30 protein-coding genes are annotated in these 26,249 nt (G+C 66.7%); 17 read left to right on the top strand and 13 right to left on the bottom strand.

The features are described from left to right. Positions 1 to 8: 8 nt before the first annotated feature. Positions 9 to 215, top strand: a complete 207-nt coding sequence (locus tag NEF64_RS06965) for a hypothetical protein (RefSeq protein WP_156360330.1) — start codon at positions 9 to 11, stop codon at positions 213 to 215. Positions 216 to 250: 35 nt separating this feature from the next. Here the strand turns inward: NEF64_RS06965 and NEF64_RS06960 are convergent, their stop codons facing one another. From NEF64_RS06960 to NEF64_RS06950, 3 genes are all read right to left on the bottom strand, one after another. Continuing rightward, positions 251 to 1,366, bottom strand: a complete 1,116-nt coding sequence (locus NEF64_RS06960; RefSeq protein WP_056406253.1) for a glycoside hydrolase family 130 protein — start codon at positions 1,364 to 1,366, stop codon at positions 251 to 253. 149 nt (positions 1,367 to 1,515) lie between these two features. Next, positions 1,516 to 2,274 carry an SDR family oxidoreductase gene (locus NEF64_RS06955; protein ID WP_056406252.1) on the bottom strand — a complete coding sequence of 253 codons (759 nt, stop codon included), beginning with the start codon at positions 2,272 to 2,274 and terminating at the stop codon, positions 1,516 to 1,518. Between the two features lie 62 nt (positions 2,275 to 2,336). After that, positions 2,337 to 3,218, bottom strand: a complete 882-nt coding sequence (locus NEF64_RS06950) for an alpha/beta fold hydrolase (RefSeq protein WP_056406445.1) — start codon at positions 3,216 to 3,218, stop codon at positions 2,337 to 2,339. A 37-nt stretch (positions 3,219 to 3,255) separates the two neighbouring features. Between NEF64_RS06950 and NEF64_RS06945 the strand changes: the two genes are divergently transcribed. Then, entirely contained in the window at positions 3,256 to 4,635 is a 1,380-nt protein-coding gene (locus tag NEF64_RS06945) for a protein adenylyltransferase SelO (protein ID WP_056406251.1), read from the top strand. 69 nt (positions 4,636 to 4,704) lie between these two features. Further along, positions 4,705 to 6,117 (top strand): succinylglutamate-semialdehyde dehydrogenase, encoded by a 1,413-nt coding sequence (gene astD / locus NEF64_RS06940; protein ID WP_031441361.1) that lies wholly within the window; start codon positions 4,705 to 4,707, stop codon positions 6,115 to 6,117. 63 nt (positions 6,118 to 6,180) lie between these two features. Here astD and NEF64_RS06935 read toward each other — a convergent pair whose 3' ends face one another. Beyond that, the gene (locus tag NEF64_RS06935) at positions 6,181 to 7,998 is read right to left on the bottom strand and encodes a DUF885 domain-containing protein (protein ID WP_031395830.1); all 1,818 of its coding nucleotides are present in this window, start codon (positions 7,996 to 7,998) and stop codon (positions 6,181 to 6,183) included. Positions 7,999 to 8,197: 199 nt separating this feature from the next. Between NEF64_RS06935 and cobA the strand changes: the two genes are divergently transcribed. From cobA to NEF64_RS06910, 5 genes are all read left to right on the top strand, one after another. Continuing rightward, positions 8,198 to 8,986: a uroporphyrinogen-III C-methyltransferase gene (gene cobA, locus NEF64_RS06930; protein ID WP_031441363.1), complete on the top strand. Its 789-nt coding sequence runs from the start codon at positions 8,198 to 8,200 to the stop codon at positions 8,984 to 8,986. Next, a complete protein-coding gene (locus tag NEF64_RS06925; RefSeq protein WP_031395828.1) occupies positions 8,983 to 9,279 on the top strand; it encodes a DUF2849 domain-containing protein in 297 nt (98 codons plus the stop codon). The genes cobA and NEF64_RS06925 overlap by 4 nt, the downstream gene beginning before the upstream one ends. A 282-nt stretch (positions 9,280 to 9,561) precedes the next feature. Continuing rightward, on the top strand, positions 9,562 to 11,193 hold the full coding sequence (locus NEF64_RS06920; protein ID WP_031395827.1) for a nitrite/sulfite reductase: 1,632 nt from the start codon (positions 9,562 to 9,564) through the stop codon (positions 11,191 to 11,193). Then, entirely contained in the window at positions 11,186 to 11,626 is a 441-nt protein-coding gene (locus NEF64_RS06915; protein ID WP_031395826.1) for a DUF934 domain-containing protein, read from the top strand. The genes NEF64_RS06920 and NEF64_RS06915 overlap by 8 nt, the downstream gene beginning before the upstream one ends. Continuing rightward, positions 11,619 to 12,371, top strand: coding sequence for a phosphoadenylyl-sulfate reductase (locus NEF64_RS06910; RefSeq protein WP_031395825.1), 753 nt, complete (start codon positions 11,619 to 11,621; stop codon positions 12,369 to 12,371). The genes NEF64_RS06915 and NEF64_RS06910 overlap by 8 nt, the downstream gene beginning before the upstream one ends. Before the next feature lie 165 nt (positions 12,372 to 12,536). Here NEF64_RS06910 and NEF64_RS06905 read toward each other — a convergent pair whose 3' ends face one another. After that, entirely contained in the window at positions 12,537 to 14,027 is a 1,491-nt protein-coding gene (locus NEF64_RS06905; protein ID WP_031395824.1) for a replicative DNA helicase, read from the bottom strand. A gap of 143 nt (positions 14,028 to 14,170) precedes the next feature. On the opposite strand from NEF64_RS06905, the gene NEF64_RS06900 reads away from it, so the two are divergent. From NEF64_RS06900 to NEF64_RS06890, 3 genes are read left to right on the top strand one after another with little or no spacing between them, the layout of a single operon-like run. Next, entirely contained in the window at positions 14,171 to 14,653 is a 483-nt protein-coding gene (locus NEF64_RS06900) for a UPF0262 family protein (RefSeq protein ID WP_031395823.1), read from the top strand. A gap of 9 nt (positions 14,654 to 14,662) precedes the next feature. Next, entirely contained in the window at positions 14,663 to 15,340 is a 678-nt protein-coding gene (locus tag NEF64_RS06895; RefSeq protein ID WP_031395822.1) for a GH25 family lysozyme, read from the top strand. Beyond that, positions 15,337 to 15,801 (top strand): cytidine deaminase, encoded by a 465-nt coding sequence (locus NEF64_RS06890; RefSeq protein ID WP_056406250.1) that lies wholly within the window; start codon positions 15,337 to 15,339, stop codon positions 15,799 to 15,801. The genes NEF64_RS06895 and NEF64_RS06890 overlap by 4 nt, the downstream gene beginning before the upstream one ends. A gap of 7 nt (positions 15,802 to 15,808) precedes the next feature. On the opposite strand, the gene NEF64_RS06885 is transcribed toward NEF64_RS06890, so the two are convergent. Continuing rightward, complete coding sequence (locus tag NEF64_RS06885) at positions 15,809 to 17,344, bottom strand: porin (protein ID WP_252574729.1); 1,536 nt, start codon at positions 17,342 to 17,344, stop codon at positions 15,809 to 15,811. A 119-nt stretch (positions 17,345 to 17,463) separates the two neighbouring features. Here NEF64_RS06885 and dcd point away from each other — a divergent pair, with 119 nt between their 5' ends. Then, on the top strand, positions 17,464 to 18,018 hold the full coding sequence (gene dcd, locus NEF64_RS06880) for a dCTP deaminase (protein ID WP_031395819.1): 555 nt from the start codon (positions 17,464 to 17,466) through the stop codon (positions 18,016 to 18,018). A 90-nt stretch (positions 18,019 to 18,108) separates the two neighbouring features. On the opposite strand, the gene NEF64_RS06875 is transcribed toward dcd, so the two are convergent. From NEF64_RS06875 to NEF64_RS06855, 5 genes are all read right to left on the bottom strand, one after another. Continuing rightward, positions 18,109 to 18,456, bottom strand: coding sequence for a tetratricopeptide repeat protein (locus NEF64_RS06875; RefSeq protein WP_235516361.1), 348 nt, complete (start codon positions 18,454 to 18,456; stop codon positions 18,109 to 18,111). Between the two features lie 231 nt (positions 18,457 to 18,687). Further along, positions 18,688 to 19,116 (bottom strand): ExbD/TolR family protein, encoded by a 429-nt coding sequence (locus NEF64_RS06870; protein WP_031395817.1) that lies wholly within the window; start codon positions 19,114 to 19,116, stop codon positions 18,688 to 18,690. Between the two features lie 33 nt (positions 19,117 to 19,149). Then, complete coding sequence (locus tag NEF64_RS06865; RefSeq protein WP_031395816.1) at positions 19,150 to 19,629, bottom strand: ExbD/TolR family protein; 480 nt, start codon at positions 19,627 to 19,629, stop codon at positions 19,150 to 19,152. A 92-nt stretch (positions 19,630 to 19,721) separates the two neighbouring features. Then, complete coding sequence (locus NEF64_RS06860; protein WP_031395815.1) at positions 19,722 to 20,516, bottom strand: MotA/TolQ/ExbB proton channel family protein; 795 nt, start codon at positions 20,514 to 20,516, stop codon at positions 19,722 to 19,724. Positions 20,517 to 20,567: 51 nt separating this feature from the next. Beyond that, positions 20,568 to 21,248, bottom strand: coding sequence for an energy transducer TonB (locus NEF64_RS06855; RefSeq protein ID WP_056406249.1), 681 nt, complete (start codon positions 21,246 to 21,248; stop codon positions 20,568 to 20,570). A gap of 254 nt (positions 21,249 to 21,502) precedes the next feature. Between NEF64_RS06855 and NEF64_RS06850 the strand changes: the two genes are divergently transcribed. After that, positions 21,503 to 22,462 carry a hypothetical protein gene (locus NEF64_RS06850; RefSeq protein ID WP_235516360.1) on the top strand — a complete coding sequence of 320 codons (960 nt, stop codon included), beginning with the start codon at positions 21,503 to 21,505 and terminating at the stop codon, positions 22,460 to 22,462. 24 nt (positions 22,463 to 22,486) lie between these two features. Here NEF64_RS06850 and NEF64_RS06845 read toward each other — a convergent pair whose 3' ends face one another. Together NEF64_RS06845 and NEF64_RS06840 are read right to left on the bottom strand one after the other, a co-directional pair. Next, positions 22,487 to 22,777, bottom strand: a complete 291-nt coding sequence (locus NEF64_RS06845; protein ID WP_056406248.1) for a Rossmann fold domain-containing protein — start codon at positions 22,775 to 22,777, stop codon at positions 22,487 to 22,489. 4 nt (positions 22,778 to 22,781) lie between these two features. Further along, positions 22,782 to 23,153, bottom strand: coding sequence for a dihydroneopterin aldolase (locus NEF64_RS06840; RefSeq protein ID WP_031395199.1), 372 nt, complete (start codon positions 23,151 to 23,153; stop codon positions 22,782 to 22,784). A gap of 138 nt (positions 23,154 to 23,291) precedes the next feature. Here NEF64_RS06840 and NEF64_RS06835 point away from each other — a divergent pair, with 138 nt between their 5' ends. From NEF64_RS06835 to NEF64_RS06820, 4 genes are all read left to right on the top strand, one after another. Beyond that, positions 23,292 to 23,801, top strand: coding sequence for a GNAT family N-acetyltransferase (locus NEF64_RS06835; protein ID WP_056406247.1), 510 nt, complete (start codon positions 23,292 to 23,294; stop codon positions 23,799 to 23,801). A gap of 76 nt (positions 23,802 to 23,877) precedes the next feature. Then, positions 23,878 to 24,468, top strand: a complete 591-nt coding sequence (locus NEF64_RS06830; RefSeq protein WP_081877670.1) for a DUF1285 domain-containing protein — start codon at positions 23,878 to 23,880, stop codon at positions 24,466 to 24,468. Then, positions 24,465 to 25,061 carry a CoA pyrophosphatase gene (locus NEF64_RS06825; protein WP_031395196.1) on the top strand — a complete coding sequence of 199 codons (597 nt, stop codon included), beginning with the start codon at positions 24,465 to 24,467 and terminating at the stop codon, positions 25,059 to 25,061. The genes NEF64_RS06830 and NEF64_RS06825 overlap by 4 nt, the downstream gene beginning before the upstream one ends. Further along, positions 25,052 to 26,245 carry a CCA tRNA nucleotidyltransferase gene (locus NEF64_RS06820; protein WP_056406246.1) on the top strand — a complete coding sequence of 398 codons (1,194 nt, stop codon included), beginning with the start codon at positions 25,052 to 25,054 and terminating at the stop codon, positions 26,243 to 26,245. The genes NEF64_RS06825 and NEF64_RS06820 overlap by 10 nt, the downstream gene beginning before the upstream one ends. Positions 26,246 to 26,249 lie beyond the last annotated feature (4 nt).

Raw genomic sequence — 26,249 nt, 5'->3', positions numbered from 1 at the left:
GGCGGACGGTGAAAACACTGGATGACTTGATCGAATGGGCGAACGAGCAGCGCCAAGAATCGCTGCGACAGGTCGATCTCTTCAGCAACGGCGGAGTGAAGGCACAGCTTGTCATGCCGGATGGCACTACGCAGGATATTACTGCCGGGGTGCTTTCGCATCAGAAAGCGAACGTAGATGCTTTCACCAGTCTCGTGTCAGCCTTGAAGAGGTAAGGTCCGCTCCCCACCAAAATACGCCACGAACCGGATCAGGCCGGCGGATCGAACGCAGTCTTCGCGATGTGCGTGATCCGGCACGCCAGATCCGCCTCGCCGCTCGCGACCACGTAGAAGTCGCCCGCGTCCGCGATGCCTGTCGTGAAGACGACATTGTCGACGTACATCTGGTCCTTCAACGGTTCGGTCAGCGCGGGGTTCGCCTCGAGCAGCGGCGCGTGCTGGGTCGCGATCGTGATCGACGGATCGTCCTTGTCGAGGATCGACCAATAGGTGCGGTAGATGCCGACCACGCCCGACGGCTCGACGCCGTGCCACAGGCTCAGCCAGCCGCGATCGGTCAGGATCGGTGGTGTCCCCCCGCCCATCCGCGCGGTCGAGACCGTGGCAGCGTGCGGGCGGATGCCGGGCTTGTCATGCGGCTTCCAGTGGAGCGCATCGGGCGAGCGCGACAGGTTGATCGACGGCCCGGCGCGCCATTCGCTGCCCGGCGGATAGGCGAAATACAGGTCGCCGAGTGGCCGCGTCTGCGCCCAATATTGCCCGCCGATCAGCCCTTCGAAGATCAGCATGTCCTTGTTCTGGTGATCGAGCACGATCCCCTCGAGCTGCCAGTCGAGCGCGTCGGCGGAGGAATAAAGCGTGGTCGAATGCCGTTCCGGGCTGACCGAACAGGTGGTCATCAGATAGCGGTCGCCGACCTTCGAGATGCGGGCATCCTCGACGCCATAGCATTGGTAGGGCGTGCGCGGCGCGATCGCATTGTCGTAATGGACCGCGACGACCGAACGGCCCTCCGCGTCGAGCTCGACCGGCAGGAGCCAGGACAGCGAGGTGAGCGCCATCACCTTCCACCCGCCGCCGGGGATCAGGAATTTGCGCGGATCCTTGGTGTCGACCATCTGCAACGGCCACGCATCACGCAGATAGGCGCCGTCCTGCCAGCGGATCGCATGGACGTTGCCGCCCTTGACCGGCTCGCGCAACGCCTCGGCCACGCGCACCATCAGCAGCAGATTGCCGTTCGCCAGCCGCGTCATCCCCGGATTGAAGGCGCCGAGCACATAGGTCTCGGCGCCGACCTTGCCCGCCAGCGGCGAGCGCGACAGGTCGATGTCGGCGGGAGTGAAGACGAGCTGATCGAACATGCTATTCTCCTTGAAGTCTTGTCTTGCGGACGTCCCGCTTCCAACGCCCGCCCCCTTCCCCGTTCGCCCTGAGCGAAGTCGAAGGGCATGCCCCGAGCGGAGGTGCTTCGACTTCGCTCAGCACGAACGGGAGGGGGTAAACAAAGGCGTTATTCCCCCTCCAGCGCGCGGGGCACGATGACGAGCTGCTGGATCACGCTTCGCGTCGGCTGCGTCAGCAGGAACTCGACGCCCGCGGCGATGTCCTCGCCGCGCAGCATCTGCTCCGCTGCGATCATCTGCCGCTGCTTCTCGTCGGGCACGTCGGGATATTGCATGTTGGAGCCGACCTTGCCCGGCTCGATCAGCGACACCCGGATCCCCTTGGGCCCCAGCTCGCGACGCAGCGCCTCGGCGAAACCGGCGATACCCGATTTGATGCCCGCATAGACGGTCGAGCTCGGCCCGAGGATGTGCGCGCTGAGCGACCCGATGAGGACCAGATCGCCGATCGGCGTCATCCGGTGCGCGGCGTGATGCGCGCTGAGCAGATAGGCGGTGAAATTGACCGCGATCGCGTAGCGCAGCGCGTCCTCGTCCATCTGCGTCAGCCCGCCCGCGGCGATCGAGGCGTTGATTACGGTGATGTCGAACCCGCCCAGATACGCCTCGCCCGCATCGAAAAAGGCGCGGACCTTGTCGGGATCGGCAAGCTCGGTAACCATCCCGTCACCTTCGCCGACCGCGCGGATGCAGGCGAGCGCGTCCTCGAGATGACCCGCATCGTGACCGCAGATATAGACTTTGGCGCCCCCCGCCGCGAGCAGCACCGCGATCGACCGGCCGATGCCCGTCGTCCCTCCCGTGATGATCGCGCGACGACCCTCAAGGGAGCGATGGTTCGGATGAAGGTCGGCGGGTGCGGTCATAAGCTGTTCCGGTCATCGAGCAGGCGGGACAAGGCGTCGCTGCGACGCCTCGTCCCCGTCCCCTAGGCGCGGACAGCATCCCCCTCAAGCACCTGCGCCAGCAGGTCGTCGATCGGCGCCTGGACGATCGGCTCGCTCAGCGTCGGGGCATGACCGACCCCGGGCACGGTGACGAGCGTCGCGCGGTCGAGCGATGCGACCATCCGATCCGCGATCGCGGCGGACAACAGGTCGGATCGGCCACCGCGCACGATCAGCGTCGGGATCTCGCGCAGGCCCGCCAGCGCCTGCCACATGTCCGGCCCGGCCTCGCTGCCCGGCACGCGGAACGGCTCGGCGATCTTCAGGTCGTAATCGAGCACGATCCGGCCCGAGCTGTTGAGCCGGTAGATGCGCTTGGCCATCGCCAGCCAGTCCTCGATCGTCCAGTCGGGATAGACGTCGGCATTGCTCTCCGACACGCAGCGCGCGGCGTGCATCCAGGTCGGAAAGACGCTCGCCTTGCCGACATAGCCGCGGATCCGCGACAGGCCCTGCGCGTCGATCTCGGGGCCGACATCGTTGAGCAAAGCGGCTGCGATTCGCCCGCGCGCCGGCCCCGCCATCAGCATCGTGACGATCCCGCCGAGCGACGTCCCGAACGCGACGAAACGGTCGATGCCATGCTCGGCCAGCAACGCCTCGACATCCTGCACATAGGTCAGCGGGACATAGGACATCGGATCCTTGGCATAGGCGCTCTCGCCGCGCCCGCGGAAATCGATCCCGATCAGCCGCCAGCGTCCCGCCAGCCGCGCCGCCAGCGCATCAAAATCGCGCGCGTTGCGCGTCAGCCCGGGCAGGCACAGGATCGGCGGACGGCCATCGCCGCCGCCCGGATAGTCGCGTGCGTGCAGCCGCAGCCCGTCCCTGGACCACCAATAGAGGTTTTCGTAAGCGGCCATGGTTGCGTCCTTCGGGTAGCGGCCACCATATCGCCGCATGCCCATCGACCCGCAAGCCTTCCCCGCCTATCGCCCCGAAACCACGTTGCTCGACCTGGGCGACCCGTTCTTCGATCCGGTCGCGGCGGCCGATTTCCCCCGCACCCAGCTCCGCTTCCGCAATGATCGCGCCGCCGCGCAGGTCGGCCTGGCGACGCTCGACGACGATGAATGGACCCGCCATTTCGGCCGGTTCGCGCCGTTGCCGGACACGCTGCCCGGCCCACTCGCCTTGCGCTATCACGGTCATCAGTTCCGCAACTACAATCCCGATCTGGGTGACGGGCGCGGCTTCACCTTCGCCCAGATGCGCGACGATCGCGACCGCCTGATGGATCTCGGCACCAAGGGGTCGGGGCAGACGCCGTGGAGCCGCGCGGGCGATGGTCGGCTCACGCTGAAAGGCGGCGTTCGCGAGATTCTCGCGACCGAGATGCTCGAAGCGCTGAACGTCCCGACCTCGCGCACGCTGTCGCTAATCGAAACCGGCGAGGACCTGCAGCGCGGCGACGAGCCGAGCCCGACCCGCTCCGCGGTCATGGTCCGGCTCAGCCACAGCCATGTCCGGATCGGCACGTTCCAGCGCCTCGCCTATCATCGTGACGACGACGCCCTGCGCCGGCTGGTCGGCTATACATTGCGCAACCTGTTCGACGAGGACGAGAACGGGGAAGGCGACGATCCGGTCCGCCTCCTCGCGCTCGTCGTCGCGCGGACCGCGCGGCTCGCGGCGCGCTACATGGCCGCGGGCTTTGTCCACGGCGTGCTCAATTCCGACAACATCAACGTCACCGGCGAAAGCTTCGACTATGGCCCGTGGCGGTTCGCGCCGACCTGGGACCCGGGTTTCACCGCCGCCTATTTCGATCATCAGGGGCTGTACGCCTTTGGTCGCCAGCCCGAGGCGATCCACTGGGACGTGATGCAGCTCGCGGTATCGCTGCGCACGATCGCCGAGAGCGATCCGCTGATCGCCGCGCTCGACGGTTTCGGCCCCGCCTATCAGACCGAAGTGGGCGCGGCGATCCTGTGGCGGCTGGGCGTCCGCCCGCGCGATCCGGACAGCGACCGCGCGCTCGTCCAGGCGACCGAACGCGCGCTGCGGACCAGCGGGGCGAGTATCGACCGGTTCTTCTTCGATGCGTTCGGCGGCGAGCTTCCCGCGGGCTACGGTCCCGAATGGGACGAGGTCCGCGCCGCGCTCGGCGGCTATGCCGCGCGCAAGGATCGCACCCATCCCTATTGGTCGGGCACGCCGTGCAGCCTGCTGATCGACGAGGTGGAATCGATCTGGGCGCCGATCGCCGACGCCGACGACTGGAGCCGTCTTACCGAGAAGGTCGCGGCGATCCGGGCGATGGGCGACGCTCTTGCCTGATCGCCGGTGCCGCGGCCGACGGTGCGGCGGGTGGTGGAAACTCTTCTAAAATTGGGGCAAGAGCCCGATATGGCCGATGAGATCCTCTCCTATGAACCCGCAACCGGTACGCTGTTGTGGCGTCACCCGATCGGGGATGTCGATACCGAAGTGGCGACCGCGCGATCGGGCTGGGCCGGCTGGGCGTCCAAGCCGCTCGCGTTCCGGATCGAGACGATGCGCCGGTTCGCCAATGTCGTCCGCCAGCGCAACGACGCGTTCACCGACCTGATTGCGCGCGAGACGGGCAAGCCTATCTGGGAAGCGCGCGGCGAGGTCGAGACGGTGATCGCCAAGGTCGACATCTCGGTCAGCGCCTATGCCGAACGCACCGCGCAGCGCCGGATGGAGGCGCCGATGAACAGCCGCGTCGCGCTGCGCCACAAGCCGCACGGCGTGCTCGCGGTGCTCGGCCCCTATAACTTCCCGGCACACCTCCCCAATGGCCACATCGTCCCCGCGCTGATCGCGGGCAATGCGGTCGTCTTCAAACCGTCCGAGAAGACCCCCGCATCGGGCGCGTTCCTCGTCGAATGCTACCGCGCCGCGGGTGTACCCGAGGATTGCATCCGGCTGCTCGTCGGCGGCCCGGCGGAGGGCAAGGCGCTCGCCGCGCATCCCGATATCGACGGCCTGCTCTTCACCGGTTCGGCCCAGACCGGCCTCGCGCTCAACCGCGCCTTTGCCGAGAAGCCCGAGAAGATCCTGGCGCTCGAAATGGGCGGCAACAACCCGATCATGGTCTGGGACACGCCGGACCTGCACACCGCGGCGGTGCTCGTCGTCCAGTCCGCCTTCACCACCGCCGGCCAGCGCTGCACCGCCGCGCGCCGGCTGATCGTCCAGGAACGGCTCGCCCAGCCGCTGCTCGACACGATCGAGCGGATGATCGCGCGGATCATCGTCGACGAGCCGCATGCGAACCCGGCGCCGTTCATGGGCCCGGTGATCGACAACCAGGCGGCCGACCAGCTGACTGAGAGCTTTCTCGAGCTGCTGATGCGCGGAGGCCGGCCGATCCGGCATCTCGAACGCCCGGTCGACACGCTGCCCTTCCTCCGCCCGGCGATGATCGACGTCACCGACATGGCGGAGCGCCCCGATCTCGAGCTGTTCGGGCCGATCCTGCAGGTCTTCCGCACCGATGATTTCGACGCCGCGATCGCCGAGGCGAACAACACCCGCTACGGCCTGTCCGCCGCGCTGATCAGCCAGACGCCCGCGCTCTACGACCGGTTCTGGGCCAATATCCGCGCCGGCATCGTCAACTGGAACAAGCCCACCAACGGCGCCTCGTCGGGCGCGCCGTTCGGCGGCGTCGGCTGGTCGGGCAACCACCGCCCCAGCGCCTATTACGCCGCCGACTATTGCGCCTATCCGGTCGTCAGCAGCGAATCCGAAAGCGCGCGCGCCAGCATCGGCATCGGCCTGCGCGACGGCTGAGGCGGGTAGCGGCCCCCAAAGCTGCACTCAAATCCTCCCCCGTCAGGGGGAGGATCATGGGGGTTACTTTGCCCCGCCCAACCAGTCGTCGATCTTCTTCTCAAGCACCGGCATCGGCAGTGCCCCCGTGTCGAGCACCTGCGCATGGAAGGCGCGCGGATCGAACGCGGCACCCTGCGCCGCCTGCGCCTTGGCCTTCATCCTGAGGATCGTCAGCTGGCCGATCTTGTAGGCCAGCGCCTGCCCGGGAATCGAGATGTACCGCTCGACCTCGGCGGTCGCGTCGGTCCGCCCCATCGGCGAATTGGCGAGCATATAGGCGATCGCCTGGTCGCGGCTCCACCCCTTGGCGTGGATGCCGGTATCGACGACCAGCCGCATCGCGCGCAGCATCTCGTCGTTCAGGCCGCCCATCCGCTGATAGGGATCGCTCTCGACGCCCAGTTCCTTCCACAAGGTCTCGGCATAGAGCGCCCAGCCCTCGACATAGGCGGTGTTGCCGCCGAACCGGATGAACGCGGGCAGCGCGACATTCTCCTGCGCCAGGCTGATCTGGTAATGATGCCCCGGCACCGCCTCGTGCAGGTACAGTGTCTCCATCCCCCACAGATACCGCGTCGGCAGGTCATAGGTGTTGTAGTAGAAGATCCCCGGCCGCGTGCCGTCGGGGGTCCCCTGCTGATACGACCCCGCCGCATCGGTCTTCGCGCGGAAATCGGGCACCGCGCGGATCTCGAGCGGGCTTTTGGGCACCAGCGAGAATTGCGTCGCGATCCGCGCGTTGACCCGCTTGCCGATCGCCTCATAGCCCTCGCGCACCGCCGCCGCCGACTTGGGCTGGAAGCGTGGATCGGTGCGCAGATGGTCGAAGAAGGCGGCGAGCGTGCCCTTGAACCCGACCGCGGTCTTCTGCGCCTCCATCGCCTGCGTGATCCGCGCGACCTCCGACAGGCCGAGCTGATGCACCGCCTCGGGCTCGAGCGGCAGCGTCGTGCTATCCTCGATCCGCTGCGCATAAAGCGCGGCGCCGCCCGGCAGCGCCGACAGCCCGACCGTATCGCGCGCCTTGGCGAGATATTCATTCGCGAGGAAGTCACGCATCCGGACATGCGCGGGATTGATCACCTCGCGCACCTGCTTGGCATAGGCCGCGGTCAGGCGCGTGCGGTCGGCCGCCGGGATCGACGCGGGGAACATCGTCACCGGCGCGTAGAAGGTCGATTTCTCGACACCCTCGGCGATCAGATTGTCGAACTGGCCGATCATGTTGCGCACGACCAGCTTGGGCTGGGTCACGCCCTTCGCCATGCCCTCGCGGAACCGCGCGATCGCCCGGTCATAGACCGCGGCATAGCCCGCATTGCGCCGCAGATTGTTCTCGTAATCCGCGACCGACTTGAACGGCGCGCCGCCCTTGCCCGACGCGAAATCGGGATAGAAGGTCTGGAACCCGCCGAAATGGCTGAGCGGCAGCAACCGGTCGATCGCGACCAGGTTCGGCGCGAACCCGCGCAGCGCGACCTCGCGGCCGTTGCGGAACACGTCATAGGCGATCTGGTCGACCCGCGTCAGCTTCGCCCGGTCGATCGCGGCGATCGCAGACAGGTCCTGCTCGACGTTGCGCTTGTCCTGCGCGGTGCGCGCATCGGTCAGATATTCGCCGAAGCGATCGGCATAGCGCATGTCGCCGCGGAAGATGGCCTGCAGCGGATCGTTCTTCAGATCGCGCTCGTCGCTTGCATAGAAAAGCTGCTTGAGCTTTGCATCCTCTGGGCCGTCGCCGGCGATCGGCGCGGGCGGCGGCAGCGCCTGGCTCGACACCGGCACCGCGCCGATGAAGGTGGTCGCCAGCAACATGGCGGCAAGGCAGGTCAGGCGCATTATCGAAGTTCCCCATCGCGTCCGGGTTACCCGGTTCGTCGCGCCTTCCTATAGCGCGGACTCCACCACCACCAGCCCGTGACCGGGGCCTGCGAACGTTTCCGGCGTTGGCACCCGCGCCGCGTGGGAAAGCAGGACTAGCCCCGGGGCAAATAATGCTGGGCTCGCCAATCGCCCGCCCAGCGCCCATCTTCCTGACATGGTAAGCTTGCTAGACCCCGGTGCCCGCGGGCGCGTCATCCTCGTCGGGGCGGGGCCCGGCGATCCCGGACTGCTGACCGTACGTGCGGTCGCCGCGCTCGAGATCGCCGACGTCGTCGTCCATGACGGGCTGATCGATCCGCGCGTGCTCGACATTGCGCCGCCTGCCGCCCAGCGCATCTCGGTCGCCAAGCAGCGCGCGCGCCACACGCTGCCGCAGGAGGCGATCAACGCGCTGATCATCGCGCATGTGAAGACCGGCGCGATCGTCGTCCGGCTGAAGGGTGGCGATCCGTTCGTGTTCGGTCGCGGCGGCGAGGAGGTCGAGGCGGTACGTGCGGCGGGCCTGCCGGTCGAGGTGATCCCCGGCGTCTCCGCAGCACTGGGTTGCGCGGCCGAGGCGATGCTCCCGCTCACTCACCGCGATCATTCGAGCGCGGTCAGCTTCGTCGCGGGCCAGTGCAAGGGTCTGACCGAACAGGACTGGTCGGGGCTCGCCGGCCAGGGCCGTACGCTCGTCATCTACATGGGGATCGCGACCGCGACCGATATCGCCGACAAGCTGATGGCCGATGGCGTCGCGCCCGACATGCCGGTTGCGGTGCTCGAGCGCGGCACGCTATCGGGCAGCCGTGCGATGCGGACCCTGCTCGCCGATCTCGGCCCGATGGTGCAGCGCGAGGCGGTAAAGAGCCCCGCGATCATCGTCGTCGGCGAGGTCGTCGAACTCTCCGACGCGCAGGACAAGCTCGCCCGCTGGGCACGAATTGCAGAGGCCGCCGCATGAAGCTCCTGACCGGAAACGACCTTCCCACCGGCGACGTGATCTGGTGGACCGGCGACGGCTGGTCGCGTCACATCGAGGATGCGGCCGATGTCGGCGTCGCGGGTGAATCGATCCTCCAGGCGGAGGAAGGCGCACGCCGCGTCAATGTCCCCTATCTGATCGAGGCGACCGCGACCGCAGACGGCCCCCGCCCTGCGCACATCAAGGACCGCATCCGTGCGCTGGGTCCGACGATGCGGCCCGACCTTACGCTCAAGCCGGCCGATCCGGCTGCGGGGAGTTGGGTTATATGATTCACGCGATGGCGCGAAGGCGCGACGAGAGCAATGAGAAGATGGTTCGCGCGGAGGCGCGGAGGCGCGGAGGTGTCTCCCTTGCCGCGCAGCGGCCCTCACACTCGCTGATTGAGGCAGATTCGATGCCCGCTGGCGCGGGAGTTCCTTCCTCGTCTTTCTCCTCCGCGCCTCCGCGCCTCCGCGTGAACAAAATTCTTCTGAATCTCTTCGCGCCATCGCGCCCCTTCGGCTTCGCTCAGGACAGGCTCCGCGTGAACCAAATTCTACCGGGAACCCCCCATGTATAAGTACGACGAATACGACCAGGCCATCGTCGACCAGCGCGTCGACGAATTCCGCGACCAGGTCCGCCGCCGCCTTTCGGGCGAGCTGACCGAGGACCAGTTCAAGCCGCTGCGCCTGATGAACGGCCTGTATCTGCAGTTGCATGCCTACATGCTGCGCGTCGCGGTGCCCTATGGCACGCTGGACGGCCGGCAGATGCGGATGCTCGGCCACATCGCGCGCAAATATGATCGCGGCTACGGCCATTTCACGACGCGGCAGAACATCCAGTTCAACTGGATCCAGCTCGATCAGACCCCGGACATCCTCCAGGAGCTGTCGACGGTCGAGATGCATGCCATCCAGACCTCGGGCAACTGCATCCGCAACATCAGTTCCGACCAGTTCGCCGGCGCCGCCGCGGACGAGGTCGCCGATCCGCGCCCTTGGGCCGAGCTGATCCGTCAGTGGAGCACGTTCCATCCCGAATTCACCTACCTCCCGCGCAAGTTCAAGATCTGCGTGATCGCGGCGGACGAGGATCGCGCGGCGATGCGGCTGCACGATATCGGCATCGGTCTGCACGTCCGCGACGGCGAACTCGGCGCGAAGATCTATGTCGGCGGCGGCATGGGCCGCACGCCGATGATCAGCCACGAGATCCGCGATTTCGTCCCCGCCGACGACCTGATGAGCTATCTCGAGGCGTGCCTGCGCGTCTACAATCGCTACGGCCGCCGCGACAATATCTACAAGGCGCGGATCAAGATCCTGCTGCACGAGATCGGCCCCGACGAATATCGTCGCCAGGTCGAGGAGGAATTCGCCGCGGTGAAGGGCCTCGGCCTCGATCCGCCGCGCGCCGAACTCGAGCGGATCACGAGCCATTTCGGCGCGCCCGCATTCGAGGAAAACGCGTCCACCGAGATCGACCGCAGCGATCCCGACTTCGCGGTCTGGCTCGACCAGAATGTGAAGGCGCACAAGCAGCCCGGCTATGCGATCGTCAACATCAGCCTGAAGCCCGTCGGCGGCATCCCCGGCGACGCGTCGGCGGACCAGATCGACGTAATGGCCGATCTCGGCACGCGCTACAGCTTCGACGAACTGCGCGTCACGCATGCGCAGAACATCGTCCTGCCGCACGTCCGCATGGCCGATCTACACGCGGTGTGGTCGACGCTCAGCGAGGCGGGGCTGGCCGAGGCCAATCTCGACCTGATCAGCGACATCATCGCCTGCCCCGGCCTCGATTATTGCAGCCTCGCCAATGCGCGGTCGATCCCGCTCGCGCAGAAGATCGCGACGCGCTTCGGCGATCTTGGCCGTCAGCGCGAGCTGGGTGAGCTCAAGCTCAAGATCAGCGGCTGCATCAACGCCTGCGGGCATCACCATGCCGGCCACATCGGCATCCTCGGCGTCGACAAGAAGGGCACCGAGAATTACCAGCTCTCGCTCGGCGGATCGGGCGCGGAGGATGTGAGCCTCGCCAAGATCACCGGCCCCGGCTTCTCGGAGGATGGCGTCGTCGACGCGATCGAACGCGTTACCGACCGCTATCTCCAGGTCCGTGACCCCGGCGAGCGCTTCCTCGACACCTATCGCCGCGTCGGCTTCGAGACGTTCAAGGAGGCGATCTATGGTTGAGTATCCGGACCAGACGCTGCTCCGATTCCGCGATGACGAGCCGCATGACGAGCCTGCGGTGACGCTCGATTCGTTCATCGGCCAGAGCAACGCCGCCGCCGTCCGCCTCGAAGCGGGTGACGATGCGCGCGCGCTGCTGCCGCAGATCGACCAGCTCGCGCTGATCGAGGTGAGCTTTCCCGGCTATCGCGACGGGCGCGGCTATTCGGCGGCGCGGATCCTGCGCGAGGCGGGCTATACCGGCGAGCTGCGTGCGGCGGGCGACGTGCTTGTCGACCAGATTCCGTTGATGCGCCGCTGCGGCTTCGACAGCTTCGCGCCCGAGGCCCCGATCGATATCGACGTGCTGCGCGCCAGCCTCGCGCGCTACGACACGCCCTATCAGAAGGCGGCGGACGGCGCCGTGCCGGTCTGGAAGCTGCGCCATGGGTGAAGCGCTCCGCCGGATCGACACGATCGACGTCACCCCCGCCTTTACGAAGGCGGATGCACAGGCGATGCAGGACCGGTTCGCCGGCGTTCCTGCGGCGCAGATGCTGCGCGAGCTGCTGACCGGCGAGCTGGCCGGGCGGATCGCGTCGGTCTCGTCCTTCGGTGCCGAATCGGCGGTGCTGCTGCACATGGTCGCGCAGGTCGATGTCGACGTGCCGGTGGTCTTCACCAACACGCAGAAGATGTTCGGCGAGACGCTCGCCTATCGTGATGCGCTCGCCGAACGGCTGGGCCTCACCGACCTGCGCGTGTTCAGACCCGATCCGCGGCTGCTGGCGATCAAGGATCGGGCGGGCGAGCGCTGGTCTTATGACCCCGATGGCTGCTGCGACCTGCGCAAGGTCGAGCCGCTGCGCCGCGCGCTCGCGCCGTTCGACGCGTGGATCTCGGGGCGCAAGGGCTTCCAGTCGGGCACGCGCACCGCGCTGCCGCGGTTCGAGGAAGATGAGGGCCGGTTGAAGATCAACCCGCTCGCCGACTGGGACAAGGCGCGGCTCGATGCCTATTTCGCCGAGCATGACCTGCCGCGGCATCCGCTCGAGGCGCAGGGTTATCTCTCGATCGGCTGCGCGCCCTGCACGACCAAGGTCGCCCCCGGCGAGGATCCGCGCGCGGGGCGTTGGCGCAGCTTCGACAAGGTCGAATGCGGCATCCACGCCCCCGGCGGCTACGACCCGATCATCTGACTGAATTCCCTCGCCCCTTTGGGGAGAGGGAGGGAGGAGCCGTAGGCGACGGAAGGGAGAGGGGCGTTGGGATCAACCGTCCCGCGTCTCACACCCCTCACCCTTCCCACGGCAAGTGCCGCGGGCCCCTTCCCTCTCCCCCGCGGGGAGAGGGAGATGAGCGCCTCAATATTCCGCCAGATCCGAGAACTTCGTGATCGTCGGATCAAACTTCATCCGCACCTTGCCGGTCGCACCGTGACGCTGCTTGGCGATGATCAGCTCGGCCAGGCCATAGACGCGCTCCATCTCGGCTGCCCAGGACGCGTGATCCTCGAAGATCTTCGCGCTGTCGCCTTCGGCCGGCCGCTTGGGCTCCTTCGAGGCGACGTAATAGTCCTCGCGGTATACGAACCAGACCATGTCCGCGTCCTGCTCGATCGACCCCGATTCGCGAAGATCTGACAGCATCGGCGTCTTGTCCTCGCGGCTTTCGACCGCGCGGCTCAGCTGCGACAGTGCCAGCACCGGCACGTTCAGATCCTTCGCCAGCGTTTTCAGCCCGCGCGAAATCTCGGAGATTTCCTGGACGCGGTTGCCGTCCTTGCTCTTGCCCGACCCCGACAGCAGCTGGAGATAGTCGACCACCACCAGCCCGATCTCGTTATTGTGGCGACGCTGCAGCCGGCGGACGCGCGTGTGCAGCGCGCCGATCGACAGGCCGCCGGTGTCGTCGATGAACAGCGGCAGGTTCTCAAGCTCGGCCGCCGCGGCCGCGAGCTGCGCGAACTCGGTGCGGCTGATCTTGCCCATGCGGAGCGATTCGGAACTGATCTGAGACTGCTCGGCAAGAATACGCGTCGCCAGCTGATCCGCGGACATTTCGAGGCTGAAGAACGCAACCTTCGCGCCGACCGAATCCTTCGGGGCGATCCCGTCGGCCATGTCGCGCATCCAGCGCCGCGCGGCGTTGAACGCGATGTTGGTGGCGAGCGACGTCTTGCCCATGCCCGGACGCCCGGCGAGGATCATGAGATCGCTGTGATGCATGCCGCCGATCTTGGCGTTGATCGAATCGATACCCGTCGTCACGCCCGACAAATTGCCGCCCGAGTTGAGCGCCCGCTCGGCCATCTTGACCGCTGCGGTGGTCGCCTGCGCGAACGTCTTGACCGAGTTCTCCGCCCCGCCATCGGCGGCGACCTTGAACAATTCCTCCTCGGCGAGTTCGATCTGCGCACGCGGATTAACCTCCTCGGACGTATCCATCGCGCGGTCGACCAGGGTGCGGCCGACCGAGACGAGCGCGCGCAGCATCGCCAGGTCATAGATCTGCTGCGCGAACTGGCGCGCACCGATCAGCCCCGCGCCGCTGCCCGTGAGGCCGGCCAGATAGGCGGGGCCGCCCAGCTCGCGCATGCCCTCGTCCGCGTCGAACATCGGCCGCAGCGTGACCGGCGTCACCAGCATGTCGTTGCCACGCAGCGTCTTGATCGCGGCGAAGATGCGCCCGTGTACGGGTTCGAAGAAATGCGTGGGTTCGAGCTTGTCGACCAGATCGTCGGCGAGCCGGTTATCGATCATCATCGCGCCGAGCATCGCGGCTTCGGCCTCGACGTTGCGGGGAAGCTGCTGTGGTTCGGCCACGGCGGGGACGGGGAATGCGAGGGTTGCCATACTGCGTTCTACGCACTGCGCGCGATCGCTCCAAGCCAACTGCGCCAGAATGATGGGGATAAGTCGACCAGCCAGCCGCGATCGGCGGCCGCCGGTGCAGGCGACAAGTGACACGCGTTACGACCATCGCTATCGCACATGGCATGGCCGACCCGCGGATCATCGACATACAGCTCGACGAGCGCACGATTGCGTGGCGTTCCGCGGATATCGAGCAGGAACGCCGGATCGCGATCTTCGACCTGATCGAGGGCAATTATTTCGCGCCGCAGCGCCAGCATGCCGATGGCTATGCCGGCCCGTACCGCATCAGGCTCGAGACGGAGGAAGGCCGTCTCGGCATTCACATCCATCGTGAGGACGACACGCATCTTGAGACACTGGTGCTCGCGCTCGGCCGTTTCCGCCGACCGATCAAGGACTATTTCGCGATCTGCGACAGCTATTACCAGGCGATTCGCCAGTCCTCGCCCGCGCAGATCGAAACCGTCGACATGGCCCGGCGCGGCGTCCACAACGAGGCCGCCGAGCTGCTCAAGGACCGGCTGTCGGGCAAGATCGAGGTCGATTTCGACACCGCCCGCCGGTTGTTCACGCTTATCTGCGTCCTGCATCTGCGTGGCTGAGCAACGCTGATGGCGACAACATTGCTGAAGCTTGCGACCCTGCTGTTCGGCACGGGCGGCATTGCGATTGGCGGCTGGGCCTATGCGACGCAGTGGCATCCCGCGACCGAGACCTATCCGCTGCAAGGCGTCGACCTGGGTGAAAATCCCGCGCCGGTCGAATGGGGAACGGTGCGCGCGCGCGGCGTCGACTTCGCCTATATCGTCGCGACCTCGGGCAAGGATCGCCGCGATCCCGCGTTCGAGGCGAACTGGGCGGCGCTTCCCGAAGCCGGGCTGCGGCGCGGCGCGGTGCATATCTATTCGCTGTGCCAGCCTGCGGTCGAACAGGCGAACGCGTTCAATACCTTCGTGCCCGCCGCCGCCGATGCGCTGCCCGTCGCCGTAGACGTGCAGTTCCGTGATGATTGCGTCGCCCGCCCTGAAAAGGCCGCGCTGGTCGCCGATCTGACGCGCTTCGTGACGATGGTGGAGACGCATACCGGCAAGCCCGTCCTGCTGCGGATCGGCAAGTCGGTCGAGGGCAGCTATGCGTTGTCGGCGGCACTGCCGCGGCCGGTCTGGGCGATGGCCAATCTGCTCAAGCCCGATTATGCGGCACGGCCATGGCGCATGTGGCGCGCGAGCAATTTTCGGCGTGTCGAGGGAATCGAGGGACCGGTGAACTGGGACGTGGTGGCAGGATGAACGATGGTTTCGACACCGATCAGGCAACCCGCCTGATCGCCGCGGCGCGCGATGCCGCACGTCACGCGCATGCGCCCTATTCACGATTCGCGGTCGGCGCCGCAGTGCTGCTCGACGACGGCAGCGTGATCACCGGCGCCAATTTCGAGAATGCGAGTTACGGCCTGTCGCTCTGCGCCGAAACCGTCGCGCTGGCGACCGCAAGCGCGCAGGGCCGCCTGCGTGACGTCGTCGCGATCGGCGTGATCGGCGGCGCGATGGATGCGGACGGCATCGCCGCCGGCCTCTCCCCGGTGAGCCCCTGCGGACGGTGCCGCCAGGTGATCAACGAGGCGGCGCAGATGGGCGGGCGCGATCTCCCCGTGCATTGCGGCGCGGCGCAGGGCGACGCTGTCCGCAGCTACCGCCTGTCGGAGCTTCTCCCCGATGCGTTCGGCCCGGCGGACCTCGGGATCGGCTGATCCGCGGTCAGTAGTTGAACTGCAACTGTGTGCGGATCAGATCGCCCTCCGCCCGGCCCTCGCGGCGTTCGTCGGCCTCGCGCCGTGTCATCCGCGCATAGGCGACGGTCAGCTCGATCGGCGGGGTCGGCTGGAACTCGATCCCCAGCTCGAACTCGTCGGTCTCGAGCCGCGGCGCATTGGGCAGCGCCTTCCACCCGCCGCGATAATATTGCCGGCGCGCATAGGGCATGAACGGGCCGAGCGGCGACGACCGCACGCGCGCCATCGCCTGGACATAGCCGCCGTTGAGCCGCTTGGTCGTAATCGACTGCGATGCATCGTCATATTCGGGGCCGCGGCCCCAGTTCCACTCTGCCTGGAACCCGAAGGGCTGCGGATAGAGGATCGCGTGGACGCCGAACCGCTCGTCGGCAAAGCTCGTGTCGCTGACCCCGCCGCTGCGCAATTCGGGCTGGACGCGATTACGGATGGCCGCCCCGCCGACCTCCAACACCTGTCCGCTGAACGCCCCGCCAAGCCCGTCCAGCGCGAACGGCCAGGTCGCCATCGCCACGGTCATGACGCCGTCATTGGTCTCGGCACGGCTGATCCCCTGGCCGTTATACACGCCGAGCGCGAACGCGCCGTAATTGCCGAACAGTTTCTGGCCGTCCTCCTCGAGGCGGTCCCATATCCGTTGCATGCCGGTGGGCGTGTAATAGGCGACGATGCCCAGATCGCGCTCGCCGGGGACCGCGCTGTTGATCCCGTCGCTGCGATCGATCGTGATGCGATTCGACGAGGACTGCATATTCTCCCAGCCGAATGGCACCTTCGACTGCCCGAACCGCAGCCGGAAGCGGCGATCCGCGTCGAGGAACGTGTCGACATAGGCGTCGCGCAGCTGGGCAAAGCCCTCGCGTCGCTCGCCGACCGACTGGTTGCTGACGTTCACCGCGAAGTCCGGCTGGAGATAGAAGGACACACGGTCGGTCAGGTCGCCCTGCAGGACCAGCCGGACGCGGCGGAGCGAGAAGCCGGTATTGTCGCCGATGCTGCCGTCATGCACCGACCGCAACCGCGACTGGCCGTCCGGCGCGGTGCGATCGCCCGACACGATTTCGTTGAACCGCATCTGCGTATAGCCGCGGATCGCGATGCGATCATACCAGGCGCGCTTCGGCTCGGGCGTCGCCGCGGCCAATTGCGTCAATGGCGCGACCGCGGTTGCCGGCTTGGGAGCGGGCGCGGGCGTTGCTGCAACCGCGACCGGCGCAGCTATCGGCGCAGTGACTGGCGCAGTCTGGGCAATCGGTCCGTTCTGGGCGGCCTTGAGCTCGGCGATCGTCGCCTTCAGTTCGTCGATCTGGCGTTGCAGGTCCTGCACCGACTGCGCCTGCGCCGCCGTACCCGACAGCGCGATCGATCCTACCAGCGCGATCCGCGCATGGCGGCTGGCGCGGCGAGCGCGGGTCGCGGCGCGATCCCGCTGACCATCAAGGTCCGGAAGCTGTGGCTCGACGGACGTACCGCGCGGAAAAGGCTGCCGAATCTGGTTCATGCCGCGCCCCATGACGGCCCGACACGCCGGCTGCAACGGCAAAAACGCTCTCTGCGTGCGCGCGCTCTTGCCGCCATCGACCATCCGCGCGAAAGCAGCGGCGAAAAGGGGAATGTCTCATGTCCGTCATGTCCGACCGCTGGATTCGCGAACGCGCGCTGGGCGATGCGATGATCGAGCCGTTTCACGAGGCGCAGCGCCGCGACGGCTGTATCAGCTACGGCCTGTCCTCCTATGGCTATGACGCGCGCGTCGCCGACGAGTTCAAGATCTTCACCAATGTCGACAGTGCGATCGTCGATCCGAAGAATTTCGACGCGAACAGCTTCGTCGACCGCAAGACCGATGTCTGCATCATCCCGCCGAACAGCTTTGCGCTGGCGCGGACGGTCGAATATTTCCGCATCCCGCGCGACACGCTGGTGATCTGTCTGGGCAAATCGACCTATGCGCGCTGCGGGATCATCGTCAACGTCACCCCGCTCGAACCCGAATGGGAGGGCCATGTGACGCTCGAATTCTCCAACACGACGCCGCTCCCCGCGAAGATCTACGCGAACGAGGGCGCCTGCCAGTTCCTGTTCCTGCGCGGCAACGAGCCGTGCGAGATCAGCTATGCCGACCGCGCGGGCAAATATATGGGCCAGCGCGGGGTCACCCTGCCCCGCCTCTGACCGCCTCAGGCGTCGACCGCGCGAGGTCGACGCCTCTGCCTCACGACCGGAACCACAGGACCGGCGCCGGACGAGCGCGTCGGCCCTGGTTTAGCGCGTGGCGATCTGCACCGGGGCCACGCCGAGAGCGCGCCGTGCCAGATCATGCGACGAGGCCACCGCACCCGAGGGCAGGTCCATCGCGATGTCGCGGCGTTCGAGCACGCGCTTGTACAGCGCCCGTGCGTCCGCCTCGCGGCCGGTCCGCCGGTAAACCGCGGCAAGGTTGAGCATCAGTTCGGGGCGACCCGGATAGACCGCCTGTTCTGCCAGGATATGGCGTTCGGCCGCGGCCAGATCGCCCGACACGATCGCCTGATAGCCATTCTGATCCGCTGCGAGCGCCGGTGCTGCCGCGCCGACAAGGGCAAGAACTACAAAGCCGAATTTGCGCATCATCCCGTCTCCATCGCCCTTCTGAGTCGAAAGGTTTCACTTTTGTGACACTGTTGTGTCACTTCGATGACTGGAGCGCAATATGGCATTTTTACGGATATCGCCCTGGCAAGGCCGTGAGGTGCGCGCGCGGCATGCCGACGCTGTCCGCCCCCGGTGTCATGGACGTCGGACATGCAAAAGGGGCGGCCCTTGCGGACCGCCCCTGGCATCGTATCGATCGTGTCGCGTGACTTAGAAGTCGTTGCGATACTGCTCGTTACCGATGAAGCCGAGCTTCGTGATCGAAGACCGCTTCACGACGGCCAGCGTGCGATCGACGACTTCGTACCGCGCCTGCGGGTCCGGCTGGAAGTGAAGTTCCGGCTCGGGGTTCATGCCCGCGGTCTGGTCCAGATACTGGCGCAGCGTCACCTCGTCGACCGGCGACCCGTTCCAGGCCACCGTGCCCGATGCGTCGATCGAGATCTTGTTCTTCTCGGGGTCGATCGGGTTCTGCGGCGGGTTCTTGCTGTTGACCGGAAGGTCGACCTTGACCGCGTGCGTCTGGATCGGGATCGTGATGATGAACATGATGAGGAGAACGAGCAGGACGTCGATCAACGGCGTCATGTTCATTTCCATCATCGGCCCGTCATCTTCTTTGCCGCCGCCCATTGCCATTCTATACTACTCCTAAATACGTCCGAGCGATCGTCAGCGTTCGGTGGTGCCGCCGGGGGGCGGCTCGGAGATGAAGCCGACGCGGGCGAAGCCGGCGCGCTGCATCGTGTAGATCGTGCCGCCGATGCACTTGTACGGCGTGTTCACGTCGCCGCGAATATGCGCCTCGGGCAGCTCAAGACCTGCGGCATTCACGCCACCCTGACGATCGATCTCGGTCTTCAGCTTGGCGACCGCGCGATCGAGCAACTCGGTCGAGGTGACCGGGGTCATGTTCCAATACACTGCACAGCTGCCATCGCCATTTGTCGTCACCGACAGCGAGACATTTTCGGGCTTGGTCGTGGTCGGATCAAATTTGACCTCGGGGAGCTTCAGCTGCACCGCTTGGACCGCGACGGTCGTCGTCACCAGAAAGATGATCAGGAGCACGAGCATGACGTCGACCAGCGGCGTCGTATTGATGTCCGATATCGATTTCTCGGTGGAATCGCCACCAACACTCATCGCCATGTGCGAACTATCCTATTCTTTTATCGCCACCGGCACCGCCGGCGGGAAGGAAGCGGAGCTGCCGCGAACGGCAGCCCCGCCTTTCTCGCGTCTTAGTTAGCGCGCGGCACGCCACCGGTCTGACCGGCAGTCGTGGTCGCCGTGGCAGGCTTGGCCACGACCGGCTTGACGCCCGAAGCGGTGATCGGACGCACGGCGCCGTTCGATGCCAGGAAGCCGAGCACGTCGTTCGAGAAGGCCGACAGGTCCTCTGCGATCGACTTGTTGCGACGCTGCAGCCAGTTGTACGACAGAACGGCAGGAACCGCGACGACGAGACCCAATGCGGTCATGATCAGTGCTTCACCGACCGGCCCTGCGACCTTGTCGATCGATGCCTGACCCGATGCACCGATCTTCACGAGTGCGCGGTAGATGCCGATAACCGTACCGAACAGACCGATGAACGGCGAAACCGAACCGACCGTTGCGAGGAAGGCGAGACCGCCACCCAGCTTCGAGTTGATCGCAGCTTCCGAACGGGCGAGCGAACCGTGCAGCCAGTCATGCGCCTCGACCGGATCGGTCAGCTTCGAATGCTGCTCCTGAGCGGCCAGGCCGTCGTCGACGATCTGCTTGTAGGCCGAGTTCTTCTCGAGCTTGGCCGAACCTTCGCGAAGGCTGTTCGACGACCAGAAGGCCTGACGGACGCGCTTGCCCTGACCGATGATCTTCTGCTGCTCGAACAGCTTGGAGAACAGGATGTAGAACGAAACCACCGACATCAGCACCAGAATGCCGAACACGGTCTGGGAGATGAGACCGCCTTCGCGAAGTGCCGCTTCGAGGCCGTACGGGTTGGCTTCGGCTGCTGCGGGCGCCGCCGCGGCAAGGATAGTGGTGAACATGGTCGGATGATCCTCTTAAGATTCGTTGGTCTAAGTGCGCCGAGACGCAGATTAATTTTCCGGCAACGTCCACCGGATACGCTGCGTCGCACTCGAACGCATCGGGTTCCCGGCCTGATCGAGCGCCGGCGAGTAGCGACCACGTCGCGTCATCGCAGCACAGGCTGCCCGATCGAGAGCAGGCGAACCGCTCGACGACGTCACGGTGCAGTTCTCGACACGACCCTGGGCGTTAATGTCCCAGCGCATCGCGACCGCACCCTGTTCGCCGGCACGGATCGCGCTCGGCGGATAGTCGTCCTGGCTCACCCACGTGGCCGGATTACCCTTGGCGCCCGCGGCCTTGCTGACCGTCGGTGCTGCTGGCGGGGCCGGCGGCGCTGGCGGCGCGGGAGGCGCCGGCGGTGCCGTTGGCTGGCTCAGCGGGATGATGTTCGACGTCGTGATCGCCGGAGCGGGCGACGGCGTAACAACGACCGGCGGCGGCACGACGACCGTGGTCGGCGGCGGCGGCAGGTTGGGCTGGTCAGGCGGCGGCGGCGGGGGCTCGTCGGGCGGAGGCGGCGGTGGCGGCGGCTCCACGTCGAACGTGTTTAACTTTTCGGTGGCCTTTTTCACGTATTGAAACGCGAGGCCGGTGACGAAAGCATAGCCCAAGGCAGCATGAATCAGCGCGACGATGACGATCGCGACGATTTTGCCTGAGGACATCTTCTGGTCAACATAGGCCATTCAGCAACGACACTCCCTTATTCTGTCTGCCTTCACGCAGTCGCGCATGGGGGCAGGCGCAACGCAAACGTGTGCCGTGAAGCAAAAATTCCACGCGGCAGTGCGCAATGTCTATCGCCACGCCATGCGACACGCAAACGCTTTGTCGGACGCAACAAACGTACAAGCGTATGATGGCAATTTTATTTCTGTAACGTTCATGCGCCATCGCGTAGCCCATGGCGATGATATCCCCACGTTCCATCCCACCGCTCATGACCCTCTTCGCCGTCATCGCCGCGGCCCCGATCGTTGCGCAAACGGCCCCCCCGCCGCAATCCGTGCCGACCGCGCCGCAGCAAAACAGCGCCGGCGACTCGACGACGCTGACCCCCGAACAGCTTGATCAGCAATGGGAAGGCGCGCGCGATGCGGTGCCGGTCGGCGCCGCCGGCGCGGGTCCCGCCCAACCCGCGGCCCCCGACCAAGGCGCGGGCTATGCGGACCTTGCAGATCTCGTTCTCGCCGCGCCGGTGATCGCCGACGCGACGATTCGCTCGACCGCGCGGATCAAGGGCGCAGAGGCGGCGGATGTCGCACCCGGGCTCGTGCGTTTCTATGTCGAGGCCGACGTAACCGCGCTGATTCGCGGCAGTGGTGGTGTGGCCCCAAGACTCGGCTATCTGCTTGATATCGCACCGGATTCCAACGGTCGTCTGCCAAAGCTGAAAAAGGCGCGCGTGCTGCTGTTTGCACGTACCGCCGGAACATCGACCGCCCAGATCCAGCTCGTCGCGCGCGACGCGCAACGCGACTGGACGCCCGCTCTCGACGCGCAGGTCCGCCGCATCGCCCGCGAGGTGCTCGCCGCCGACGCGCCGCCCGTCATCACCGGGATCGGCAACGCCTTTCACGTGCCCGGCGCCCTGCCCGGCGAAGGCGAAACGCAGATCTTCCTGACCACTTCGGATCAGCGTCCCGTCTCGCTGTCGATCCTGCGGCGGCCCGGCGAGCAACCCCGCTGGGCGGTCGCGCTGAGCGAGATCGTCGACGAGGCCGCGGCCCCTCCGCCGCGTGGTTCGCTATTGTGGTACCGGCTAGCCTGCGCGCTTCCCGCCGCCATGCCGGATCGCAGCGTCGCGTCGATGGCAGTCACCGATGCGGTAATCGCGCGTGAGGATTATCAATTCGTTCTGCGTGCGCTCGGCCCCTGCGGACGCAGCCCGCAGCGCTGACCGGACCGCCGAGCGAGGCCCCGCTCAGCGTATTTCGAGGGTCTGCCCGGTCGTCGACAGGGCGGTTTCGAGGTAACTGATCGCCGCCTCGACATCGGCAGCCCGCGCCCCATTATGGGACAGGACGGCGTTAATTCGTGTCACCGGCGCCGCCTCGATCGCAAGCGGCGCGATCGCGGCACGGGCCTGGGCGGCAAAAAGCGAATCGCTGCTTTCGCGAATCACGACGACCAGGCTGTCGTCGGTGCCCAGCCGCGCGCGCGCATCGCGCACGCACGCCGCGATGTCGTCACGCTCGCTCACGATCAGCCGCATGATCTCACCGACGATGTCGCACGAGCGTCACGCCGATCGCCTCGCCCGCTTCGGCGATCGCCAGCTTGACGATCTTCACCGCGACCCGCTGAACACGCGCGTCCTGCAGGAACAGCGTTTCGCAGATATGGTCGGCAACGGCCTCGATCAGCGTGAAATGCACGCCCGTCGGCAAGGCCGTGGTCGCGGCATGTTTCAGATCGAGATAGTTTTTCGACGCCGACAAGGGCGTGTCGGGATCGAACCGGCTCGGGCAGGTGAGATCGACGGTGAGCGAAATCCGCAGCGGCTGGGGCAGATGCGTCTCCTCCGAATAGATCCCGGTGAGCACCTGCACTTCCATGTCGTGCACTTCGAGCTGAAGACTGTCTTGCATCGCCGCGCTCTAGCAGAGCCGCGACCGTAGGGAAGGCCCGGGGCGGACGCGGCGCTACGCCGGTTCCGCTTGCGTTCGGCGACGTGCTGCGTAAAGCGCGCGGCCCCGGACGTTCCTGCGCCGGCGCTGGAGAAGCCGGTGTTCGAACTTGTCCCCCTGAACGCCGTCCCGCATGCCGAGGTCGAGGCGCTGCTCGACCGCGCGTTCGGGCAGGATCGTCATGGCCGGACCGCCTATATGATCCGCGGCGATGGAATAGCGATCCCGGCACTCAGCTTCGCCGCCGTGTCGGGCGACGTGCTGCTGGGCTCGATCCAGTGCTGGCCGATCGCGCTCATGACCGCGCAGGCGGCATTGCCGCTGGTGATGGTCGGCCCGGTCGCGGTCGCGCCGGGGCATCAGGGCGACGGCATCGGCCGGGCGCTGGTAGCGCGCGCGCTCGAGGTCGCTGCGGCGAGCGATCTGGGCGCCGCGCTGATGCTGATCGGCGATCCGGACTATTATGGCCGGTTCTTCGGCTTTTCCGTTGAGCGCACAGCCGCGTGGCAGGCACCGGGTCCGGTCGAACGTCACCGGCTTCTTGCACTGGGGGGGGCCGTACCCGACGACGCTGGAATGCTCGGCCCGCGCCCAGGCGCAGCCGGCTGACGACGCCGCAGCGCGGCCTGGCGCTTCGCCTGCCGCGAGACTTTACGAGAGGCCATGCGCACCCTACCTCGCGCTCATGCCTATGGACCCCCTCCCCGATCTTGCCTCGCTGAGCCTCGCCGAAATCGCCCGGCTCGCCGACGAGCAGAAACTGCCGCCGGTCGACAAATGGAATCCGTCGCATTGTGGCGACAGCGAAATGCGGATCGCGCGCGACGGGACCTGGTATCATCAGGGCACGCCGATCGGCCGCGAGGCGATGGTCCGGCTCTTCTCGACGATCCTCAGGCGCGAGCCATCGGGCGGCTATGTCCTGGTCACCCCGGTCGAGAAGCTCGACATCGTCGTCGAAGACGTCCCGTTCGTTGCGGTCGAGGTGAAGATCGATGGCGAGGGTCCGGCGACCAGGCTGACCTTCCGGCTTAACACCGGCGACCTCGTCACCGCGGGCGCCGCGCACCCGATCCGCTTCGTCGAGGATGAGGATGGCCCGCGGCCCTATCTGATGGTTCGCGGCGGGATGGAGGCGGTGGTCGCACGGCCGGTCTATTACGAGCTCGCCGACCGCGCGATTGCCGGCGGCGAGTCGCCGGTCGGACTATGGAGCGACGGCCAGTTCTTCCCGCTCGAACCTGCCATGCCGTCGCCCGAAGACATCGCCGCGTGACGCTCGCCGATCGGCTGCGCAGCGCGCTGTCGCGGGGTGTCGAGCCGGGCATGATCCTGCTGACCGGCGACCGTGACGACATCGATCTGCCGCCCGGCGATACGCTGCTGCCCGCGGCGGTGCTGATCGCGGTGACCGATCGTGCCGAACCCGGGGTGATCCTGACCCAGCGGACCGAGACGATGCGCAAGCATGCGGGCCAGATCGCCTTTCCCGGCGGCCGGATCGATCCCGGCGAGGATATCGTCACCGCCGCACTGCGCGAGGCCGAGGAAGAGATCGCGTTGCCGCGCGACCGCGTGACCGTCATCGGCCAGGCCGATACCTATCGCACCGTCACCGGCTTTCAGGTGACGCCGGTGATCGGCGTCATCCCCCCCGACCTCGTGCTTCACCCGAGCGAGGCGGAGGTGGCGAACGTGTTCGAGGTTCCGCTCGAATTCCTGCTCGATTCGGGCAATCATGTCGAAGCCAGCGTCGAGTGGCAGGGTCATGAGCGGCATTATTACGAGATCATCTGGAACGACCGCCGCATCTGGGGCGCGACCGCGGCGATGATCGTCAATCTGAGGCGACGACTGCAATGGGCATGAGCCTTCCCGACGCCGCCTGGCGGACGCGCCCCGGCCTCGCCGCGCTGACCGCCGTGCTGGGCAGCACGTCGGCGCAGTCGCGGTTCGTCGGCGGGGCGGTACGCGACACGCTGCTCGGCCTGACGCCTGCCGATACCGGCGCGATCGACATCGACATCGCGACGAGCCTTCCCCCGCAGGAGGTGCTCGAACGGCTCGAGGATGCGCGGATCCGCGCGGTACCGACCGGGCTCGCGCATGGCACGATCACCGCGGTGACCGAGGGGGGAACGGTCGAGATCACGACGCTGCGCCGCGATGTCGCGACCGATGGGCGGCATGCAACGATCGCCTATACCGATGACTGGCGCGAGGATGCGGCGCGCCGCGATTTCACGATCAACGCGCTCTACGCCGATCCCGTCAGCGGTGAGATCTTCGACTATTTCGGTGGCCTGGACGATCTGTCCGCAGGGCGCGTGCGCTTCATCGGCGATCCGTTGCAGCGAATTGCGGAGGATCATCTGCGGATTCTGCGCTTCTTCCGCTTTCACGCCCGGTTCGGCAGCGAGATCGACGTCGCCGGGCTGGAGGCGTGCACCACCCGCGCCAACGACCTGATGGCGCTGTCCCGCGAGCGGATCGCCGCCGAACTGCTCAAGCTGCTCGTCGCGGCGCGTGCCGTCGCGGTGATCGCGCTGATGGTCGAGCGCGGCATCTGGCGCGCGGTGCTGCCCGAGATCGACGCCGACGGGGTCGCGCAGCTGGCCGCGCTGGTCGATCACGAAGATGCCGCCGGCATTGCGCCCGATCCGATCAGGCGTCTGGCCGCACTGATCCCCGCCCGCGACGGCGATGTGGTCGCTGCACGGCTGAAACTGTCGAACACCAATCGCAAACGCGTCGTCGCGGCGACGCAGGGGATTGGCGACGAAGGCCCGCGCGCACTCGCCTATCGCCACGGCGTGGCTGGCGCGATCGACCGGTTGCTGATCGCAGGCGCGGACGTCGCGCCGATTGCCGACTGGTCGCCGCCGGCATTTCCGATCAGCGGCGGCGCGCTGGTCGAACGCGGCCTGCGGAAGGGCCCCGACGTCGCGGCGATGCGCCGGCGGATCGAGACTCAGTGGATCGCGGAGGGCTTTCCCGATCAGGCCCGGGTCGATGCGATCGCCGACAAGGCGGTCACCGAAACGCTCGCCTGAGCCT

Source organism: Sphingomonas aerolata (genome assembly GCF_023935825.1).
In the GTDB taxonomy this organism is placed as follows: Bacteria; Pseudomonadota; Alphaproteobacteria; order Sphingomonadales; family Sphingomonadaceae; genus Sphingomonas; species Sphingomonas aerolata.
The sequence above is the reverse complement of the archived record's forward strand: the minus strand, read 5'-3'. Positions and strand labels throughout refer to the sequence as shown.

Excerpts from the sequence above, each read along its gene's own strand:
- NEF64_RS06935 (WP_031395830.1), bottom strand. The coding sequence starts at position 7,998 with ATGCGCCTGACCTGCCTTGCCGCCATGTTGCTGGCGACCACCTTCATC.
- NEF64_RS06915 (WP_031395826.1), top strand. The coding sequence starts at position 11,186 with ATGGTTGAGTATCCGGACCAGACGCTGCTCCGATTCCGCGATGACGAG.
- NEF64_RS06955 (WP_056406252.1), bottom strand. The coding sequence starts at position 2,274 with ATGACCGCACCCGCCGACCTTCATCCGAACCATCGCTCCCTTGAGGGT.
- NEF64_RS06900 (WP_031395823.1), top strand. The coding sequence starts at position 14,171 with ATGGCCGACCCGCGGATCATCGACATACAGCTCGACGAGCGCACGATT.
- NEF64_RS06950 (WP_056406445.1), bottom strand. The coding sequence starts at position 3,218 with ATGGCCGCTTACGAAAACCTCTATTGGTGGTCCAGGGACGGGCTGCGG.
- NEF64_RS06865 (WP_031395816.1), bottom strand. The coding sequence starts at position 19,629 with ATGGCGATGAGTGTTGGTGGCGATTCCACCGAGAAATCGATATCGGAC.
- NEF64_RS06860 (WP_031395815.1), bottom strand. The coding sequence starts at position 20,516 with ATGTTCACCACTATCCTTGCCGCGGCGGCGCCCGCAGCAGCCGAAGCC.
- cobA (WP_031441363.1), top strand. The coding sequence starts at position 8,198 with ATGGTAAGCTTGCTAGACCCCGGTGCCCGCGGGCGCGTCATCCTCGTC.
- NEF64_RS06850 (WP_235516360.1), top strand. The coding sequence starts at position 21,503 with ATGACCCTCTTCGCCGTCATCGCCGCGGCCCCGATCGTTGCGCAAACG.
- NEF64_RS06845 (WP_056406248.1), bottom strand. The coding sequence starts at position 22,777 with ATGCGGCTGATCGTGAGCGAGCGTGACGACATCGCGGCGTGCGTGCGC.
- astD (WP_031441361.1), top strand. The coding sequence starts at position 4,705 with ATGGCCGATGAGATCCTCTCCTATGAACCCGCAACCGGTACGCTGTTG.
- NEF64_RS06910 (WP_031395825.1), top strand. The coding sequence starts at position 11,619 with ATGGGTGAAGCGCTCCGCCGGATCGACACGATCGACGTCACCCCCGCC.
- dcd (WP_031395819.1), top strand. The coding sequence starts at position 17,464 with ATGTCCGTCATGTCCGACCGCTGGATTCGCGAACGCGCGCTGGGCGAT.
- NEF64_RS06830 (WP_081877670.1), top strand. The coding sequence starts at position 23,878 with ATGCCTATGGACCCCCTCCCCGATCTTGCCTCGCTGAGCCTCGCCGAA.
- NEF64_RS06895 (WP_031395822.1), top strand. The coding sequence starts at position 14,663 with ATGGCGACAACATTGCTGAAGCTTGCGACCCTGCTGTTCGGCACGGGC.
- NEF64_RS06885 (WP_252574729.1), bottom strand. The coding sequence starts at position 17,344 with ATGAACCAGATTCGGCAGCCTTTTCCGCGCGGTACGTCCGTCGAGCCA.
- NEF64_RS06870 (WP_031395817.1), bottom strand. The coding sequence starts at position 19,116 with ATGGCAATGGGCGGCGGCAAAGAAGATGACGGGCCGATGATGGAAATG.
- NEF64_RS06855 (WP_056406249.1), bottom strand. The coding sequence starts at position 21,248 with ATGGCCTATGTTGACCAGAAGATGTCCTCAGGCAAAATCGTCGCGATC.
- NEF64_RS06960 (WP_056406253.1), bottom strand. The coding sequence starts at position 1,366 with ATGTTCGATCAGCTCGTCTTCACTCCCGCCGACATCGACCTGTCGCGC.
- NEF64_RS06820 (WP_056406246.1), top strand. The coding sequence starts at position 25,052 with ATGGGCATGAGCCTTCCCGACGCCGCCTGGCGGACGCGCCCCGGCCTC.
- NEF64_RS06945 (WP_056406251.1), top strand. The coding sequence starts at position 3,256 with ATGCCCATCGACCCGCAAGCCTTCCCCGCCTATCGCCCCGAAACCACG.
- NEF64_RS06890 (WP_056406250.1), top strand. The coding sequence starts at position 15,337 with ATGAACGATGGTTTCGACACCGATCAGGCAACCCGCCTGATCGCCGCG.
- NEF64_RS06925 (WP_031395828.1), top strand. The coding sequence starts at position 8,983 with ATGAAGCTCCTGACCGGAAACGACCTTCCCACCGGCGACGTGATCTGG.
- NEF64_RS06840 (WP_031395199.1), bottom strand. The coding sequence starts at position 23,153 with ATGCAAGACAGTCTTCAGCTCGAAGTGCACGACATGGAAGTGCAGGTG.
- NEF64_RS06875 (WP_235516361.1), bottom strand. The coding sequence starts at position 18,456 with ATGATGCGCAAATTCGGCTTTGTAGTTCTTGCCCTTGTCGGCGCGGCA.
- NEF64_RS06905 (WP_031395824.1), bottom strand. The coding sequence starts at position 14,027 with ATGGCAACCCTCGCATTCCCCGTCCCCGCCGTGGCCGAACCACAGCAG.
- NEF64_RS06920 (WP_031395827.1), top strand. The coding sequence starts at position 9,562 with ATGTATAAGTACGACGAATACGACCAGGCCATCGTCGACCAGCGCGTC.